Source organism: Acetobacter lambici (assembly GCF_011516885.1).
GTDB lineage: Bacteria > Pseudomonadota > Alphaproteobacteria > Acetobacterales > Acetobacteraceae > Acetobacter > Acetobacter lambici.
Genome location: NZ_WOTD01000004.1, coordinates 64,107 through 80,716, shown reverse-complemented (window position 1 = coordinate 80,716; position 16,610 = coordinate 64,107). Strand labels below are relative to the sequence as shown.

The 16,610-nt window shown below is 60.3% G+C and carries 18 protein-coding genes, 1 other RNA gene and 1 pseudogene; 7 read left to right on the top strand and 13 right to left on the bottom strand.

Translation table 11 applies throughout. From position 1 onward, the window contains the following. Positions 1–250: 250 nt before the first annotated feature. Both dinB and GOB86_RS03825 read right to left on the bottom strand, forming a co-directional pair. Entirely contained in the window at positions 251–1,330 is a 1,080-nt protein-coding gene (dinB, locus tag GOB86_RS03830; protein ID WP_165991055.1) for a DNA polymerase IV, read from the bottom strand. Positions 1,331–1,513: 183 nt separating this feature from the next. Then, complete coding sequence (locus tag GOB86_RS03825; RefSeq protein WP_165991054.1) at positions 1,514–2,113, bottom strand: hypothetical protein; 600 nt, start codon at positions 2,111–2,113, stop codon at positions 1,514–1,516. A gap of 164 nt (positions 2,114–2,277) precedes the next feature. Here GOB86_RS03825 and GOB86_RS03820 point away from each other — a divergent pair, with 164 nt between their 5' ends. Genes GOB86_RS03820 through GOB86_RS03810 form a run of 3 tightly spaced genes read left to right on the top strand, consistent with a single transcriptional unit; the run spans position 2,278 to position 4,628 of the window. Beyond that, complete coding sequence (locus GOB86_RS03820) at positions 2,278–3,351, top strand: quinone-dependent dihydroorotate dehydrogenase (protein WP_165991053.1); 1,074 nt, start codon at positions 2,278–2,280, stop codon at positions 3,349–3,351. Further along, positions 3,348–4,223 (top strand): TIGR01459 family HAD-type hydrolase, encoded by an 876-nt coding sequence (locus GOB86_RS03815; protein ID WP_253543697.1) that lies wholly within the window; start codon positions 3,348–3,350, stop codon positions 4,221–4,223. Before GOB86_RS03820 ends, GOB86_RS03815 begins: the two co-directional genes overlap by 4 nt. Positions 4,224–4,226: 3 nt before the next feature. Continuing rightward, positions 4,227–4,628 (top strand): NUDIX hydrolase, encoded by a 402-nt coding sequence (locus tag GOB86_RS03810; protein WP_165991052.1) that lies wholly within the window; start codon positions 4,227–4,229, stop codon positions 4,626–4,628. Positions 4,629–4,692: 64 nt separating this feature from the next. Here the strand turns inward: GOB86_RS03810 and GOB86_RS03805 are convergent, their stop codons facing one another. The 5 genes and pseudogenes from GOB86_RS03805 to GOB86_RS03785 form a co-directional block, all read right to left on the bottom strand. Then, positions 4,693–5,508, bottom strand: a complete 816-nt coding sequence (locus GOB86_RS03805) for a TIGR00282 family metallophosphoesterase (protein WP_165991051.1) — start codon at positions 5,506–5,508, stop codon at positions 4,693–4,695. Between the two features lie 33 nt (positions 5,509–5,541). Then, entirely contained in the window at positions 5,542–6,126 is a 585-nt protein-coding gene (locus GOB86_RS03800; RefSeq protein WP_165991050.1) for a 5-formyltetrahydrofolate cyclo-ligase, read from the bottom strand. Further along, positions 6,113–6,268, bottom strand: a non-coding RNA gene (ssrS, locus tag GOB86_RS03795) — 6S RNA. The genes GOB86_RS03800 and ssrS overlap by 14 nt, the downstream gene beginning before the upstream one ends. Before the next feature lie 144 nt (positions 6,269–6,412). Next, positions 6,413–6,616, bottom strand: a pseudogene (locus tag GOB86_RS03790) (cell division protein ZapA); the annotation flags it as partial. 3 nt (positions 6,617–6,619) lie between these two features. Continuing rightward, positions 6,620–6,916: a hypothetical protein gene (locus GOB86_RS03785; RefSeq protein ID WP_165991049.1), complete on the bottom strand. Its 297-nt coding sequence runs from the start codon at positions 6,914–6,916 to the stop codon at positions 6,620–6,622. A gap of 139 nt (positions 6,917–7,055) precedes the next feature. On the opposite strand from GOB86_RS03785, the gene GOB86_RS03780 reads away from it, so the two are divergent. The 3 genes from GOB86_RS03780 to GOB86_RS03770 are packed head-to-tail and all read left to right on the top strand — an operon-like array spanning position 7,056 to position 9,021. Continuing rightward, positions 7,056–7,487 (top strand): hypothetical protein, encoded by a 432-nt coding sequence (locus tag GOB86_RS03780; protein ID WP_165991048.1) that lies wholly within the window; start codon positions 7,056–7,058, stop codon positions 7,485–7,487. Next, a complete protein-coding gene (locus GOB86_RS03775) occupies positions 7,484–8,398 on the top strand; it encodes a class I fructose-bisphosphate aldolase (protein ID WP_025827857.1) in 915 nt (304 codons plus the stop codon). The genes GOB86_RS03780 and GOB86_RS03775 overlap by 4 nt, the downstream gene beginning before the upstream one ends. A 38-nt stretch (positions 8,399–8,436) precedes the next feature. After that, on the top strand, positions 8,437–9,021 hold the full coding sequence (locus GOB86_RS03770; protein ID WP_165991047.1) for a thiamine phosphate synthase: 585 nt from the start codon (positions 8,437–8,439) through the stop codon (positions 9,019–9,021). 55 nt (positions 9,022–9,076) lie between these two features. Here the strand turns inward: GOB86_RS03770 and GOB86_RS03765 are convergent, their stop codons facing one another. The 3 genes from GOB86_RS03765 to epmA form a co-directional block, all read right to left on the bottom strand. Beyond that, positions 9,077–9,853 (bottom strand): fasciclin domain-containing protein, encoded by a 777-nt coding sequence (locus GOB86_RS03765; RefSeq protein WP_165991046.1) that lies wholly within the window; start codon positions 9,851–9,853, stop codon positions 9,077–9,079. 73 nt (positions 9,854–9,926) lie between these two features. After that, a complete protein-coding gene (locus GOB86_RS03760; protein ID WP_165991045.1) occupies positions 9,927–10,343 on the bottom strand; it encodes a hypothetical protein in 417 nt (138 codons plus the stop codon). A 95-nt stretch (positions 10,344–10,438) separates the two neighbouring features. Continuing rightward, complete coding sequence (gene epmA, locus GOB86_RS03755) at positions 10,439–11,464, bottom strand: EF-P lysine aminoacylase EpmA (RefSeq protein WP_165991044.1); 1,026 nt, start codon at positions 11,462–11,464, stop codon at positions 10,439–10,441. Positions 11,465–11,484: 20 nt separating this feature from the next. On the opposite strand from epmA, the gene GOB86_RS03750 reads away from it, so the two are divergent. Further along, a complete protein-coding gene (locus tag GOB86_RS03750) occupies positions 11,485–12,534 on the top strand; it encodes a lysine-2,3-aminomutase-like protein (RefSeq protein WP_165991043.1) in 1,050 nt (349 codons plus the stop codon). A gap of 20 nt (positions 12,535–12,554) precedes the next feature. On the opposite strand, the gene ggt is transcribed toward GOB86_RS03750, so the two are convergent. From ggt to GOB86_RS03735, 3 genes are all read right to left on the bottom strand, one after another. Continuing rightward, positions 12,555–14,354, bottom strand: coding sequence for a gamma-glutamyltransferase (gene ggt / locus GOB86_RS03745; RefSeq protein ID WP_165991042.1), 1,800 nt, complete (start codon positions 14,352–14,354; stop codon positions 12,555–12,557). A 5-nt stretch (positions 14,355–14,359) separates the two neighbouring features. Continuing rightward, positions 14,360–15,160, bottom strand: a complete 801-nt coding sequence (map, locus tag GOB86_RS03740) for a type I methionyl aminopeptidase (protein ID WP_165991041.1) — start codon at positions 15,158–15,160, stop codon at positions 14,360–14,362. 114 nt (positions 15,161–15,274) lie between these two features. Continuing rightward, on the bottom strand, positions 15,275–16,408 hold the full coding sequence (locus GOB86_RS03735) for a D-alanyl-D-alanine carboxypeptidase family protein (protein ID WP_165991109.1): 1,134 nt from the start codon (positions 16,406–16,408) through the stop codon (positions 15,275–15,277). Positions 16,409–16,610 lie beyond the last annotated feature (202 nt).

Here is a 16,610-nt window from a genome sequence, read left to right as displayed (position 1 = left end):
TTTTATATTGGAACCGTATCGGTTGCCCCGAATTGTCGCGGGTGTAAAGATGTGTGCGTGATCAAAATAAGTGTATCTGTATGTAATGATAGTATGGTTTTTCCCATATTAATTTACATAATATGCAATTTTTCATATATTTTTAGATGTTTGTAAAATATTTACTGTATCGTCATTGTGATATCAAAACGGTTTTGAAATTGTATTGTCCGTATTTGTGTCTGGCGGTGGATTGTGCTGCGATTCGTCCTTACGGCAGCAGAGAAAGCTGGCGATCCGCCGCAGGCTGACCCGGCAGAACCAGCCCGGTAAGCGATACCCCCAAAAGCCGTACGGGCTTTGTAAGGGGGAGCAGGGGGGCCAGCAGCCTGCTCCCGGCTTCGCGCAGGGTGGCCTCGTTTTTGATGGGGTGGGGGAAGGACTGGCTGCGTGTGAGTTGCGTAAAGTCCGCATGGCGAAGCTTGAGCGTAACCGTGCGCCCGCTCAGTTCGCGCTTCACACAACCAGCCCAGACCTGCGCCACAAGTGTATCCATAGCTTGTGCAAGCTCGGATTCTGCATGCAGGTCTTGTAGAAAAGTTGTTTCTTTACCTAAAGATTTTCGTGGACGGTTGGCTTCGACCGGCCGGTCATCCACCCCACGGGCAATCCCATGGTAGAACGTGGCGGCCTTGCCAAAATGGTGTTTGAGAATATCCAGCGCGCAGGCACGCAGGTCTGCCCCGGTATGAATGCCCAGACCATTCATGCGTCGGGCGGTGGCTGGGCCAATACCGTGGAATGTGCCCACTGGCAAAGGGGCCACAAAGGCCTGCCCCATCCCCGGCGGAATAACAAACAATCCATTGGGTTTGCGATGATCAGACGCCAGCTTGGCCAGAAATTTATTGTAGGACACCCCGGCAGAAGCGGTCAGCCCGGTTTGCTCAAAAATACTGGCCCGGATTTCTTCCGCAATAGCTGTAGCCGAAGCGCGGCGGAGTAGAGGGTGGGTGATGTCCAGATAGGCCTCGTCGAGGGAGAGGGGCTGTATAAGTGGTGTGTAGCGGGCAAAAATGGCATGAATCTGGGCCGATACAGCCCGGTAAGCATCAAACCGGGGGGGAACAAAAACCAGTTCGGGGCATTTGCGCCGCGCAATAAGGGAGGGCATGGCTGAACGCACGCCAAATTTTCGGGCTTCGTAGCTGGCGGCGGCAACAACGCCACGCTCCTGGCAATGACCCACGGCAACCGGTCGCCCTTTAAGGGCCGGGTTGTCGCGTTGTTCAACGGAGGCATAAAATGCGTCCATGTCGATATGGATAATGCGGCGTATGGGCGTAGGCATGGCCCAACCATTATGGCATGGATTGCGCCACAATGGAACATAACAAGAACGGTTACAATTGCTTCAAATATGTATGGCTGATCCGCCATCCTCGCGCCCCCCAAGGGCTGGGGCTTATGGAGCAGACTGGCCAGTTGAGCAGGTGTGCGGGGCAGAGCCAGAGTCTGGGTCTGTCAGTGCCGTTCAGCCCAGATTGTAAGGCGCAAAAGTGCTGCGGCGGGATGCCTGACGCCACGAATGGGCAACGCTCATATCCAGATCATGCCAGCGCGCGACCGAAAGGGCGGCGGTTGCCGGGTACGCAGCGCGACTCATGCCCGGCATGGCCACAGGCTGCTGCAAGGGGCGTGCCGCATGGTGGGAGAGCCAGTAGCCCGCCCCGGCAAGGCATGCGCCCAGTGTGGTCAGGGCCGCCACCATACGCTGGCGCAGGCGCGCAAAGGGGAGCAGGGGGCTCAGGAGTGCCTGCATGTCCGTTTCCCGCTCGTTTTGTGCGGCTTCGGTTGCTAGTAGCAGATTATATTCCGTTTCGGTCACGGCCAGCGTGCTGCCAGCGCAAATATCCAGAGCGGGCATTTCGTGCGCTGCCATATCTGTCAGCGCGTCCTGAAAAGCCTGGGAGACGGCCATGAACTCCTGCCGGAAGCAGGGCAGGAACAGGCTACCCGATGCACCGGGCACTGCACCGCATGGTGGTGGCGCACCAGCAAGGCGGCGGATGGTCCACAGGGTCAGCCGTTCGCTGGCGGCCAGATCGGTAAGGTAGACGGGTGTATGATGCATGACGTGATCCGGAGGCGGTGCCTCCCTCCCTTGCTATCGCTCATGGAGGATCATTAAATGAGAATCACTCTTAATTGCAAGTAAAACTTTGGGGAATAATCGTGTGCTCACCGGGCTGGTTTTTTCTCTTTCCTTAGGGGGCGGCTTGGGGCAGTACAAAAGGTATGTCAGTGCTAGCATCCCTCTCCCTGCCGCTTGTGCGCAAGCTTGACCCCGAAAAAGCGCATGAGCTTGCCATAGATGCCCTTACGCTGGGCATTTCCGTTCCCTTCAAACGCCCCGAGGATGACCCGGCCCTTGCCACGCGCGCGCTGGGTATGCGGTTTTCCAACCCTATTGGTATTGCCGCGGGGTTTGATAAAAACGCCCGCGTGCTGCGACCACTTGCCCGGCTGGGCTTCGGGTTTGTCGAGGCGGGAACCGTGACCCCCCGTCCGCAGCCCGGCAACCCCAGGCCGCGCCTGTTCCGGCTGGAGGAGGACCGGGCGGTCATCAACCGCATGGGGTTCAATAATCAGGGGATCGACCGGTTTGCCGTGCGTCTTGCGCGCCTGACCCGGCCATTGCCATCTGGCCGTGCCGGTGGTGCGGGTGTGCCCGTGGGGGCCAATATCGGCATTAACAAAACCGGTGCGGACCCCGAGCGCGATTATCCCGCCCTTGTGGCGCGGGTTAAGCCGTATGTGAACTACATTGTGCTCAACGTGTCCTCCCCCAACACACCGGGTCTGCGCGGGTTGCAGGATGCCGCAAAGCTCAAGGGCATTCTGGACGCCATTGCCGCCCGCCACGCAGAACGCCCCCCGCTGCTGGTCAAGCTGGCTCCCGATCTGGAAAACGACGCAATCGCCCCTATTGTGGAAGCCGCCATACAGGGTGGCGCGCAGGGGTTGATCATTAACAACACCACACTGGCCCGCCCCGACAGCCTGCGCAGCCCGTATAAGGGCGAGTCCGGTGGTCTTTCCGGCCGTCCGCTGGCCACCCGCTCGACCGAGATGCTGCGTATTGTTGCCAGCATTGCCGCAGGCCGTCTGGCGCTCGTCTCCTGCGGGGGGATCGAACACGGGCGGGATATTCTGGACCGTATCCGCCTTGGAGCCGATCTGGTGCAGGTCTACACCGCGTTTGCGTATGAAGGACCGGCCCTGATCGGCCGTCTTAAGCGGGAGATGCTCCAGATCATGCGGGTTGAAGGCATAGAAACGCTGGATGATGTGCGTGTGGTGGACCTGTGAGCGACGTAAAAAACTGGACAGTCCCGCAGATTGCCGGGCTGGAAGCGCTGGCCAGCCAGTATGACGGATATATCATAGACCTGTGGGGCACCGTGCATGATGGGGTCAATCCGTACCCCGGTGCCATAGAGTGCCTGCGCGCGTTGCATAAGGCAGGCAAGCGCGTTGTCATGCTCTCCAACGCGCCCCGTCCTGCCGCAGTTATTGCCACGCAACTGGAAGGGTTTGGCGTAGACCGCAGCCTGTACCATGGGGTGATGACCAGTGGGCAGGAAACCCACCGCCAGATGAAGGACAGGACAGACCCATTGTTTGCCCGCCTTGGGAGCAAGGTGCTGCATATTGGTGGTGTGCATGACCTTGGCCTTTACGAAGGACTGAACATCCAGCGCGTGGCGGATGTGGGGCAGGCCGATTTTGTTATGAACACAGGGCCGGATCTGGAGCGTGGCGTGGCATCGCTGGAGCCATATCTGCCCGAACTGCGCGCCTGCCTTGCCCGTAATCTGCCCATGATCTGCGCCAACCCTGACCGGGTTGTGGTCAAGGGAGGGAACCGGCAGATCTGCGCGGGTGCTCTGGCCGCATTCTATGCCGAACAGGGGGGGGATGTATGCTGGATCGGCAAGCCATACCCCGGCGTGTACCAGCCGGTGTTCGATATGCTGGATGTTCCCCGTTCGCGCATTCTGGCGATTGGGGATGCCTTGGGGACCGACATTAAAGGTGCTGCCGCTGTTGGCGTGGACAGTCTGTGGATTTTGGGTGGCATCCATCAGGAAATGATCGGGAACGACATGGCATTGGCTACGGCCGAGGCCAGTGCGGCTGGCTTGCGCCCAACGGCAGCCGTGCACCGGTTGGTGTGGTAGTCCATGCAGCCAGCCGTCGGGTGTGGCGCTTTTATCCTGCGTGATGGGGGCCTGCTACTGATCCGTCGTGTCAAAGCGCCCGAAGCCGGGTGCTGGGGCTTGCCCGGTGGCAAGGTGGACCCGTTTGAAACCACAGCACAGGCCGCCATGCGTGAAGTGCGTGAGGAGGTCGGGCTGGAGCTACAGGCCGGTCCCCTGTTATGCGTAGTGGACCAGATCGACCGTGCCGTGGGCACGCATTGGGTAGCCCCTGTTTACACGGTTGGGCCGGTGCGGGGGGAGCCGTATCTGTGCGAACCCCATAAGCACGATGGTCTGGGGTGGTTTGCGCTGGACGCTCTGCCACATCCGCTAACCGTGGCCACGCAGGTCGCCGTGCAGGCATTTAACGCGCTGGCGAAGTAAGCTTTTTACCCCCCCGGTCGCATTGATATGCGACCGGGGGCATATGGGCGCGTGTGCCGGGGTGTTAAAAATCCGGCATGGTCTGGGCCAGCAGCCCACCCTGCCGTAACGGGGCCAGACGGCGGGCCAGGCCGGTTGCATCATCCGTTTCCACCATAATGCCGCAGATCGTGGCCTCTCCTTCGGAGGGCTGGAGCCGCTCGCCGGGCATTTTGCGTACAAAGCGGGCAACAGCGGGTTCCTTGGTCATACCGATTACGCTGTTATAGTCCCCGCACATGCCTGCATCGGTCTGGAAGGCCGTGCCCGCGGCCAGAATGCGATGGTCTGCGGTGGGGGTATGGGTATGCGTACCCACAACAAGCGATACCCTGCCGTCGAGCATATGGCCAAAAGCCCATTTTTCGCTGGTGGCTTCGGCATGAATATCTACCACAATGGCATGCACCGTAACCCCCATGCGGTGCTTGGTCAGCAGTTCGTTCATGCAGCGGAAGGGGTCGTCCAGCGGGTCCATGAACAACCGGCCCATTACATTGACCACCAGCGCCTTGCGCCCGTCGGCCAGAGCTACAACCACACTCCCCTGCCCCGGTGTTGCGGGGGGGTAGTTGAGCGGGCGGATAATGCGGGGTTCACCGTCAATATGGCCGATCAGGTCTCGGCGGTCCCAGGCGTGGTTGCCCAGTGTAATCACGTCCACTCCGCTTTGCAGCAGGGTGGTGGCAATGGCGGGGGAAAGCCCAAAACCGTGGCTTGCGTTTTCCGCATTGACCACCACAAGGTCCAGCCCAAGCTGCGCGCGCAGGGCGCTCAGGTGCGAGAGAACGCCATCGCGCCCGGTGCGGCCGACAATATCGCCCAAAAACAGAATTCTCACGCGCGGGTCCTTCGCGCTGTGCGGGGGAGTGGGTTAGCCAAAACGAATAACCTCCTTTTCGGTTACAATGCAGTTCAGGGGCTGGTCATGGGGGCCGCAGGGGAGGTGTGCCACCTCCTGTGTGGAGGGAGCATAGCCTATCCTTGCCGCGTGGGGCAGGGCGGCCAGTGTGCGGTCATAATACCCGCCCCCATAGCCAAGGCGGTTCCCTGCGCGGTCAAACCCCAGCAGGGGGACCAGCACCAGTGCGGGTTCCATAATCGGGCCATCGGGGTAGTGCGTGCCAAAGCGGCCTGCCAGCATGGTGGAGTCGGGGTGCCATTGGCGAAAAACCAGTGGCGCGCCACGTGGGGGTGTCTGGGGGAGCACCACAGTTATGCCCGTGTGTGCCAGCGTATGGCAGAGCGGGCGCAGGTCCACCTCGTGCGGGAGGGGCCACACACAGGCAATGGGGCCGGCATGCGCGCGCAGCAACGGTTCAAGCTGGTGGATAATCCCCTGATCGCGCTCCACGTCACGTGCGCGCAAAGCCGCTGCGCACTGGACCCGCAGGGCTTTTTTGCGCAGTGCAATATCAGGTGGGTCATTGCATGGGGGGGGAATGTGCGGAGCCACCATGGACCGTGGGTCTTTCAACCTCCAGGACCTGCTAGTGCAGGTGGGCACCGGGTAATGTGACCAGGGCCACAACAGAGCCAGCTCCCTAGGAAGTGCTTATCGGCCCAGGGGATGACTTGCCTCACGCGTCGGGCAGCCCCGCCTCTTCTATGTAGGCGCGCTCTATCTCCGCTGCAAGAGATTCCGCAGTGTCCGCCAGATCGGCCAGCCGATTGTTGGTCAGGGCCAGTTCCGCCCGCAGGCGCTCGGCCTCCAGTGCGGCCATGGCCGTGCTCTCGGGCACCTTGCTGCCGGAAAGGTCCTGAATTTCGTCCGCCATCAGAAGGGCGGCCAGCACCAGCAGGCGCGTCTCGCCGCTAAAACCCAGATTGCGGACCTGCTGCACACGGCGTTCCACCTGATGCGCCATGGCCTGAACGTGGCGTTCCTGCCCGTTCTCGCACCCAACAGTGTAGCTGTGGCCGTTAATATGAACCGATACAAGCGCCATGGGTCAGTTCTCTTCCTCATGCCGGGGCGGGTGCGGGTCATGGCCGGGTGTGGTTTGGGCCGTCTGGTCCAGCACGTCACGCACACGCATGATCAGTGCATCTATGTTGGCCAGCAGTTCTTGCTGGTTGGTTTCCGGACGGTTCTGTTTTTTCTGCTGCTGCTTATCAAGAGCAAAGGAAATGCGTTGCAATGCACGGTCCAGACGGGTGATGGACTCTTCCGCAGGTCTTGCGCGGGTGTGCATGCTGGCATAGCTGTTGCCTTGGGGTGCGTGCGGCTCCACGTCTTGATCCTGCATTCCTTTTCCCTTCTCTTGGGGTAAGGAATCACCCGCAAAAGCGATCGCGTCAAGCATGCTCACGGAAAACAGGCCACTTTTCTCATCTTCTCCCGCGTGTATCCGCTATGTGTGCGTGTGTGACCATGCAGGCGCGCACATGGCTTTGGCTGCGGCGGACATGGCGGGGTATGGCGGATGCGTTGGCCTGCTTTCGCCCTGTGGCGCGGTGGCGTACATGGGGACTGGCTGGTGGCATGCCTTAATGGACAGCGTGGCAGAATCGGCCAGCCGGGCCTTTGTGCATGTGCTCGATTGTGACAGTAGTCCTGCTGGTGCGCTCATGGCGTTGCGTTGTGGCCAGCAAGCTGCCATTCTGCGCCCGCAAAACCCACAATATGAGACGGTCCGGGCCTTGTACGCACAGCAAAACGCCACACTTCTGTCACAACGCCCGCCATCATTTAACCTTATCATGCCGTTAAGTGCCATATCGTCTCTTGTCGGGTATTTCGCCCACGGTTATTGCCAACACCAGCATCCGGAAAATAATGTGCCGGACACAAGGCAAAAGAAGGACTGTTCCACATGACGCTGACCCCGAAGGTTAAGGCTATTCTCAACCAGTATGAGAGCGATAACCCCGGTACAAAGACCAATCTGGCCCGTCTGCTCAACGCAGGTAAGCTCGGTGGAACCGGCAAAATGGTCATTCTGCCGGTGGATCAGGGGTTTGAGCATGGTCCAGCCCGCTCTTTCGCTGCCAACCCGGCCGCCTACGACCCGCACTACCACTTCCAGCTCGCCATTGAAGCCGGGCTGAGCGGTTACGCCGCCCCCTTGGGTATGCTGGAATGTGGCGCTGCTACCTTTGCAGGCGAAATTCCGCTTATTCTCAAGTGCAACAGCTCCAACAGCCTTGCGACGGAAAAAGATCAGGCCGTGACCGGCACCGTGGCGGATGCGCTGCGTCTGGGCTGTGCTGGCATTGGCTTTACCATTTACCCCGGTTCCGAATACTGCTTCGACCAGATGGAAGAACTGCGCGAACTGGCGGCTGAAGCCAAGTCCGTTGGTCTGGCCGTTATTGCGTGGAGCTACCCGCGCGGTCCGGTGCTGGACAAAAAGGCCGAAACAGCGGTGGACGTCTGCGCTTATGCCGCCCATATGGCAGCACTGTGTGGTGCGCACATCATCAAGGTCAAACCCCCGACCGATGTTGTGGCTCTCGACGCCTGCAAGCCTGTGTATGAAAAGAACAAGGTGGATGTGGCAACCCTTGCCGCGCGCATCAACCATGTTGTGCAGTCCAGCTTTGCTGGCCGCCGGATTGTGATTTTCTCCGGTGGTGAACACACCGGTACGGACAACCTGCTGGCCACCATTCAGGGCATTCATGACGGTGGCGGCTTTGGCTCCATTATCGGTCGTAACGTGTTCCAGCGTCCCAAGGCGGAAGCGCTGGCCCTGCTCGACCAGATCATCACCATCTTCAAGAACTGAACAATGCAGGCGCGCATTGTGCGGGAAGGATAGCCGCAGTGTCGGAACTTTATCTTGTAACACCTGCACTTTTGCACGCCGATGCATTTTTGCCCGTGCTGGAGCAGCGTCTGGCCCACCACCAGCCAGCCGCTTTGCTGCTGCGTCTGGCCGGTGGGGTGGCTCCCGATGCTGCTATGGCCGTGATCGGGGTTATCCGTCCGCTCGTGCAGGATAAGGGTATTGCCCTTATGCTCGAAGATGCACCGGAACTGGCCGTACAGAGCGGGTGTGATGGGGTCCATCTGTCCCGGTCCTATGTGGCAGCCAGTGTGCGGGATGTTCGTCGCCAGATCGGGGATGAACTGCAACTGGGTGTGACCGTAGGCAGTGGCCGTGACGATGCCATGCGCGCGGGGGAAGAAGGGGCGGATTACGTCTGTTTTGCCCCCGATGCCCCAGACGGAGCGGAAGAGACGCAGGCTGTTCTGGCGCTGGCCCAGTGGTGGTGCATGATGATGGAACTGCCAGCCGTAGCGTTTGCCGCAACACCCGAACAGGCTACCGCTCTGGTTGGGTGTGATGTGGATTTTGTCATGCCCGCAACCAGTTGGTGGGATGACCCCGCCCAGTGGGCGCTCTAGGCCCTACCCCATAAAAACCCGTGCCTTAGTGGCAGAACCGTAGCCCTACCCGATTTTAAGGGGCGGGGGAGAGCGGAGCCGCCTGCGCCGTGGGGGGCAGAAGCAGCGAACGGGTAAAATACAGCACACCATTGGACTGCGGAATACCCATAACCCACAGCTGGCTGCTGGACCCATGTGGTGTGCCCACCATGATCTGATCGGTTTGTGGGTCCAGCCAGATGGTCAGGTTCCGCCCACTCAGGGTTGGGAGTGACAGGCTGTGGCCGGGGGCTGCATCCATTGCTGCGCGCAAAGCCTTGTGGGGCCATTTGCCGGTTACAATCGTATAGCCCAGCATTGTGCGCACAGAACTGGTGTTGGCCGGGTTGAGTAACCGGTCATTATTTTGCGCATTATAGGTTTCCAGCGCATTGTTGGGCAGGGCAAAAACCGTAAAGGGGCCAGCCTGCTGCAAGGTGGCAAACAGGCCCGTGCTGTCCAGCAGATGGGTGTAGTCAGCCAGTTCTATGGAGCTCCGCAATGTGTCTGACAGCGGGCGATCGCAGAAGGCTGGCGTTTGTGGGTTGCTGTAGGCCACAGCACTATCAACCGGGTTTTTCTGGTTGGTCGCGGGGGCAGACGCATCGCTACGCCCGCGGGTGTAGGTGCGTGTGCCAGAGACTGTTGGCATCATATACGAGCAGGTGGAAATGGGCGTTAAGTATGTGTCCTGCCGGGCAGAGCTTTGCTGGCACCCCCCCAATACAATCATGCCTGCCAGCGCGAGTACACGGGGCGCTGCAAGCCCATGCCACCGTAATGGTGCATGGCGTGGTGGATGGGAATGCAAGCAGACCTCCTGAACAGTCATGGCATAAAGGGAACTAAAGACAGGTCAGGAGGCACGGCATGGCGCGGGTAGTCTAGCAGCCGTCACCACGCATTGTCCAACTGATGACAACACCGTTCACCAGCTCAAAATTGGTCTGGCAGCTATAGGTGTAGGCGGTGCTCATGCCGCCCCCCCAGCCACCACCGCCCCAGCCGCCGCCATAACCACCCCAGCCACCGTAGCCGCCCCAGCCGCCACCCCAACCCGGACCATACCCCCAGCCACCGCCCATGGGCATGGTGGTGTAGTCGGTCTCCTGCGTGATGTAGGCGAGAAAGGTATGATCCCCTGTGGTGAACTGGCGCGTAGGCACGCCAAAGGTCCGGATGACGTCCACGGTTGGCCGCCCGATCATGGAATCGAGTTTGCGGCGTTCCTGCGGGCTGGGAACCTGGCAGGCGGCGAGGGCCAGAAGCCCGACCAGTAAAAGTTTGTTTGCGTATGTCATGGCACCGACTTGCCCCTTGGTGGAATACGCCTGCGGTATTCATCGTACTGATGGAAGATGAGCAAAAAACACCTGTTAAGGCTAAATGTTGCAGACTAATCCTGTATCCACAAGACATCCTGTATATGGCGCGCGCCACTGGCCAACATGACCAGCCGGTCAAAGCCCAGCGCAATGCCCGAACAGGGGGGCATATGAGGCAGGGCGTGGAGCAGTTTTTCGTCCATGGGCCATGTGGGGCGGGTGGGGTAAAGCTGGCGGCGTTCGGCCCTGTCCTGCGCAAAACGCTGGCGTTGTTCCACCGGGTCGGTCAGTTCTTCAAACGCATTGGCCAGTTCCATGCCTACCGCGTACAGCTCAAAGCGCAGGGCTACGCGCGGGTCGGAGGGGTCCTTACGGGCTAGTGCTGCCTGGCTTGCGGGCCAGTGCGTTAAAAACGTGGGGCGTGTCTGGCCAATGGCGGGTTCGATTCGCTCCAGCAATAAACGAAAAAACAGGTCTTCCCACTGTTCGCCATTACGCAAGGAGCAGCCTGCGGCATTGGCCAGTGCCTGTGCGTTGCCCTGTGTGGGCAGCAGGTCCACGCCCGCATGGCGGCGAAAGGCGTCTTCCATGCTCAGCCGTTCAAAGGGCTGGCTCAGGTCCAGTGTGCAGGCGTTGCGGTGCACTGTTGGGGGCAGGACGGCCTTGAGCAGGGCTTCGGTCTCGTCCATCAGGCCGGGCAGGGCCATGTTGGGGCGGTACCATTCCAGCATGGTAAATTCGGGGGCGTGCGTGCCGCTGGCCTCGCCATTGCGCCAGACGCGGGCGAACTGGAACAGCGGCAGCCCGGTGGCCGCCACAATCCGCTTCATGGCAAATTCGGGGCTTGTATGCAGGAACAGCGTGTGGCGCTGGCCATCGGGCGTTTCCCGCTCGGTCTGGAAGGGCAGTAAATGCACTTCCTCCCCCGGAGTGGGCACAGCACAGGGGGTTTCCACCTCCACGCAGCCACGGGCTTCCAGAAAAGCACGAACGCCGCGCATGGTCAGGTTGCGGCGGATTAAAAATGGCAGCCGGTCACGAATACGCTCAGGGTCCGGACCACCAGAGGGCAGATGAGATGTTGCAGACACAGACATGGGCAGAGTAGAGCCGGTACATGTCTTCCCCGGTCAAGCCCCCTTTTGCGACCAGCCGAACGCTGCGCACCCCAGATGAACTGATTGCCGCCGGTATGGCCACGTCCGCGCAAAAGGCGGACCTGCACGCCATTGCCCGGCAGTACGCCACAGCTATCCCCCCGGCCTTTGCTGCTTTGATGCAAAGCCCGGATGACCCGATCGGGGTGCAGGTTGTTCCCTCCACGCAGGAACTGGTGGTGGCCCCCGAAGAGCGGTCTGACCCGATCGGGGATGATGCACTCTCCCCCGTGCCCGGCATTGTGCACCGCTACGCGGACCGCGCGTTGCTTAAACCCCTGCTGGTGTGCCCGTTATACTGCCGATTCTGCTTCCGGCGTGAACATGTGGGGCCAGATGGCGGTGTGCTGGATGAAGAGGCACTGAGCCGCGCACTGGACTGGCTGCGCACGCATGAGCAGATCAGGGAGGTGATTCTGACCGGGGGTGACCCGCTTATGCTCTCGCCTCGGAGGTTGGGGGAGATTGTGCAGGCCCTCTCGGCTATGGCGCATGTGACCACCATCCGGGTGCATACGCGCGTGCCAGTAGCTGCCCCCGAACGTGTGACGGACGCATTGCTGGACGCTTTGGAAACAGAAAAAGCCATGTGGATGGCCGTGCACATAAACCATGCGCGGGAAATGGCCCCAGCCGCGCGGAGCAGCCTGCGCAGCATTGCCCGGCGGGGTATTCCCCTGCTTGGGCAGTCTGTTCTGCTCCGCGGCGTGAATGATAGCGAGGATGCGCTGGAGGCCCTGTTCCGCACCATGGTGGAAAACCGTATGCGCCCGTACTACCTGCACCAGCTCGACCCCGCTCCGGGTACGGCGCATTTTCATGTGCCGGTGGAGGAGGGGCAACGTCTGCTGGCGGGGCTGCGCGGACGGGTTACGGGGCTGGCCTGGCCCATTTACGTGCTGGATATTCCCGGCGGGTACGGCAAAGTGCCCCTTGGGCCGGATTATATTGTGAACAACCAGCAGGTGCGTGACCCGCAAGGGGCCACCCATACTCTGGACCGCCTGTAGGTGTAGCTACAGGGGGAGGGTTATTCCCCTATGGCCGCACCACCGGGGTGGCGGTGGTCGGACCCGCCATAAAAGCGTGCAGGTCCGTGGCTGTTCAGGCTGGGGCCGCCCACCAGAATCCCTTCGGGAATGCCCCATGGAGCATGCAGGACAAAGCTGTATCCTTCCTGCTCCAGCGTCTGCTGCACCTGTGGGGTCAGGGCGTTTGCCTCCACCTCCACGCTTTGTGGCATCCACTGTTCGTGGAGCCGGGGCAGGTCTATGGCCTGCTGGATGTTCAGCCCATAATCCACCACACCCAGAATGATAGAGAGCACAATGGTGGGAATGCGCGACCCACCGGGGCTACCAATAACCATGACCGGCTTGTCATTGCGTGAGACAATGGTGGGAGCCATGGAGGAGAGGGGCGTTTTGCCCGGTGCAATGGCATTGGCCACGCTGCCGGGAATGCCAAACATGTTCAGCGCTCCGGGTTTGATGGAAAAATCATCCATCTCGTCATTCATGACAATCCCGGTATTTCCGCCCATGACCTTGGCGCCAAACCAGCCGTTGAGCGTGTAGGTGGTGGAAATGGCAAAGCCGCTTTGGTCAATAACCGAAAACTGCGTGGTTTCCGGTTTTTCGGGCGAGGCCACGCCTGCGCGCAGATCGGCGGAAGGGACGGCCCGGTCGGAGGGGATGTGTGCGCGTACGCTGGCAATATAAGCGGGGTCCAGCAGGCTGCTGACCGGGTTGTGGACAAAAGCCGGATCTCCAAGATCCCGCCGGTCGGAATAGGCGTGGCGCATGGCCTCTATTTCGTGCTGGAGAGCGGGGGCGGAGTGCAGGCCAAGGGTGTGCATGTCATACCCGGCCAGAATTTCCAGCATTTCGCATAGGGCTATGCCGCCAGCACTGGGAGGTGGTGCGGTTTCCACCAGTAATCCACGGTAGGCGCAGCTTATGGGGGCAAGTTCGCGGGGTTGGTAGCGTGCAAAATCCTCGGCCTGCAAAATGCCGCCATGGGCTTTGGATTGGGTCAGAATACTGGCGGCAATCGGTCCTTTGTAAAACGCATCTGCTCCGTTTTGTGCGATCAGTTCGAGCGAATGCGCCAGCTCTTTTTGCACCAGCCTGTCACCGGGCTGGAGAGGGGAGCCATCGGCGCGCAGAAAAATTTTGCGTGCGTAAGGGTCTTTGGCAAAGGCGGCGGTCGAGGTGTTCAGGAGTTGTACATCGCCTTCCTCCAGCACAAATCCGTTGCGCGCGAGTGTTATGGCGGGTTCCATGACCACCTTGCGTGGCAGGTGGCCCCAGCGCTTGTGCACGGCCTCCAGCCCGGCAACCGTGCCGGGCACGGCAACGGACTTCCAGCCCAGAACGGACAGGTCGGGAATGACATTGCCCTTACTGTCCAAAAACATGTCCGTCGTTGCGGCCAACGGTGCTTTTTCCCTAAAATCGAAAAAGATCGAAGGCTTGCCCGGTGGGCGGAGCATCATAAATCCGCCGCCCCCCAGATTACCCGCAGCAGGGTACACAACGGCCAGCGCATACCCCATGGCCACGGCCGCGTCGGCCGCGTTGCCGCCTTTGGCCAGAATGCGCGCGCCAACTTCGGACGCCAGCCTCTGGGCGGAAACCGCCATGCCGTGCTGCCCCGCAACCGGGGCTACAACAGACCCTGTTGCAGAGGGCGTGCCACCATAGGCCAGTGGGTCGGCAACGGGCGCTGCGTGTGCGGGCAGGGGCATGACCCCTGCACTTAGGCAAAAGGCCGCCAGTACCACGTGACGCACAACAAGGGAGGAGAGCGTGGCGGGGGCGGCCTGCATGGAGTTTATCCTTTGGTCGGGTAGGGCGGGCAGTCGTAGCCTGCGGGGGAACGGGTGAAAATTTCGTACCCCGTCTGGGTTACTGCCAGCATATGCTCAAACTGGGCGGACAGGGAGCGGTCGCGGGTGACAGCGGTCCAGCCGTCTTCAAGAATTTTCACTTCAGGTTTGCCAATATTGAGCATGGGTTCAATGGTAAACACCATGCCTGCCTTCAGCTTCATCCCCTCACCGGGGCGACCGTAATGCAGAATGTTCGGTTCGGCATGAAAAACCTGCCCGATGCCATGCCCACAAAAATCCTCCACAATGGAGTAGCGGTGTTTTTCTGCGTGGCTCTGAATGGCGTATCCAATATCGCCCAGCGTTGCACCGGGGCGTACAACTTCAATGCCGCGCATCAGGCTTTCATAGGTGGTGGTGATCAGCTTGGCTGCTTTGATGGACACCTTGCCCACGGTGTACATGCGGCTGGTATCCCCAAACCATCCGTTCAGCTTGGGGGTGACGTCAATATTGACAATATCGCCCTCAATCAGGGGCCGGTCGCCCGGAATGCCGTGGCACACAACATGATTGACCGAAATACAGCATGACTTGGGGTAGCCACGGTAGTTCAGCGGGCCGGGTGTGGCGCCGTGCTCAAGCGTGTAGGCATGAATAATGCGGTCCAGTTCGCCCGTGGTTACGCCGGGTTTGACGTAAGGCGTAATCATGTCCAGCGTAGCGGCGGCCAGTTGGCCCGCCGCACGCAGGCTTTTGAAGTCTTCTTCGGTATGGAGAACGATTCCGCCTCTGCCCGCCATTCTGCACTTCCTCATCGTTGTTGGTGCTTTTGAGAAAGCAGCAAGATGAAGAGTGCAGGCCACAAAGGCAACCCGCTTTGGTTATAACGAGCCGCCTAAATGGCCAGAAAATGTTCAGGTGCGGTTGTGTGCGGCATTATGCCGCACCGTGCTGCGGCGGATGGACGGGGTGGAAATGGTGTGAACCTTGGCCCCAATAACCGTTGCATGGTGGCCGTGGCTGACATTGGTAATAGCTGCGTGGCGGTGGCGTGTGGCGGGGGCTTCCGCCACTTCCAGCGGGGAGTGCCGGTGGTTGGCTGCCGCCATGATCAGCGCGCCACGGTGGCTGCGACGGCGCTGGTTGCTGGTTGCCTGTGCCACAATAAGCGGGCGGGCCACGGGGGCCACACCTTCGGCATCAAATCCGTGGTCGAGCTGGTTGGCCATTACCAGAGAACGCTGGGTGTTGCTGGACGCACCCATAACCACGCCGACCAGACGCACATTGTCCCGCAGGGCCGAGGTTACAAGGTTGCGCCCTGCTTCCTGCGTGTATCCCGTCTTCATACCATCTGCCCCGGCATAGACCTTGAGCATGGGGTTATGGTTGGGAATGTAGCGACCATGGAAGCGGAAGGCAGGCGTTGCGAAGTAATGGTAGTATTCGGGAAAATCAGCAATCAGGCGGCGGCCGAGGGTAGCGAGATCCCGCGCTGTGGTCATCTGGTCCGGGTCCGGCAGGCCCGAGGCGTTACGGAACAGGGTCTTGGACATGCCAATGGCATGGGCCTGCTGGGTCATCATCGCGGCAAACTGTGGCTCGCTCCCCCCGCCGATCAACTCGCCCAGCGCGCAGGCGGCGTCGTTGGCGGATTTGGTGACCAGTGCAAGGACCGCCTGCTCAACCGTCAGCCGGGAGCCGGGAACCAGACCGAGTTTGGAGGGTTCCATAGTGGATGCGTGAATGGAGACCGGCACGGACTGGGTGAGTGATATAGCTCCAGCGCGCAGGGCGTTGAAGGTCATGTACAGGGTCATCAGTTTTGTCAGGCTGGCTGGGTAGCGGCGCAGGTCCGGGTCGGTCTGGGAGAGAACGGTCCCGGTATTGGCATCCATGACAATAGAGCTGATCTGCCCGGCATACTGGGCATGGGCATGGCTGGCGGTTGTAAAGGCGGCAAGCGTTACACCGGCAAGTCGTGCGGTCCATTTACGCAAACGCAGATTTTTTGTGCTGCCAGACGTTAGTCTGTTGTGTTCCGCCATCTGCCGTAACGCCGGTTTGTCTGCCACTGCTACCCCCACCTGTGCCGTATGGAGCACTATTCCGCCTACTGTTAGGAATCGCAAGAGCGTGGCGGCAAAAAACTGGAACCCGGAGGCATGGAATCCAAATAATCCGTGTCCGGTCTCTTTCGTCATGTTGTGCCAGTGTGTGGCATAAATATGGCGCATGGGCCCATTTTGA

Excerpts from the sequence above, each read along its gene's own strand:
- ggt (WP_165991042.1), bottom strand. The coding sequence starts at position 14,354 with ATGCAGGCCGCCCCCGCCACGCTCTCCTCCCTTGTTGTGCGTCACGTG.
- GOB86_RS03785 (WP_165991049.1), bottom strand. The coding sequence starts at position 6,916 with ATGCAGGATCAAGACGTGGAGCCGCACGCACCCCAAGGCAACAGCTAT.
- GOB86_RS03810 (WP_165991052.1), top strand. The coding sequence starts at position 4,227 with ATGCAGCCAGCCGTCGGGTGTGGCGCTTTTATCCTGCGTGATGGGGGC.
- GOB86_RS03800 (WP_165991050.1), bottom strand. The coding sequence starts at position 6,126 with ATGGTGGCTCCGCACATTCCCCCCCCATGCAATGACCCACCTGATATT.
- map (WP_165991041.1), bottom strand. The coding sequence starts at position 15,160 with ATGGCGGGCAGAGGCGGAATCGTTCTCCATACCGAAGAAGACTTCAAA.
- GOB86_RS03775 (WP_025827857.1), top strand. The coding sequence starts at position 7,484 with ATGACGCTGACCCCGAAGGTTAAGGCTATTCTCAACCAGTATGAGAGC.
- GOB86_RS03780 (WP_165991048.1), top strand. The coding sequence starts at position 7,056 with ATGGCTTTGGCTGCGGCGGACATGGCGGGGTATGGCGGATGCGTTGGC.
- epmA (WP_165991044.1), bottom strand. The coding sequence starts at position 11,464 with ATGTCTGTGTCTGCAACATCTCATCTGCCCTCTGGTGGTCCGGACCCT.
- GOB86_RS03825 (WP_165991054.1), bottom strand. The coding sequence starts at position 2,113 with ATGCATCATACACCCGTCTACCTTACCGATCTGGCCGCCAGCGAACGG.
- GOB86_RS03820 (WP_165991053.1), top strand. The coding sequence starts at position 2,278 with ATGTCAGTGCTAGCATCCCTCTCCCTGCCGCTTGTGCGCAAGCTTGAC.
- GOB86_RS03735 (WP_165991109.1), bottom strand. The coding sequence starts at position 16,408 with ATGGCGGAACACAACAGACTAACGTCTGGCAGCACAAAAAATCTGCGT.
- GOB86_RS03760 (WP_165991045.1), bottom strand. The coding sequence starts at position 10,343 with ATGACATACGCAAACAAACTTTTACTGGTCGGGCTTCTGGCCCTCGCC.
- GOB86_RS03750 (WP_165991043.1), top strand. The coding sequence starts at position 11,485 with ATGTCTTCCCCGGTCAAGCCCCCTTTTGCGACCAGCCGAACGCTGCGC.
- dinB (WP_165991055.1), bottom strand. The coding sequence starts at position 1,330 with ATGCCTACGCCCATACGCCGCATTATCCATATCGACATGGACGCATTT.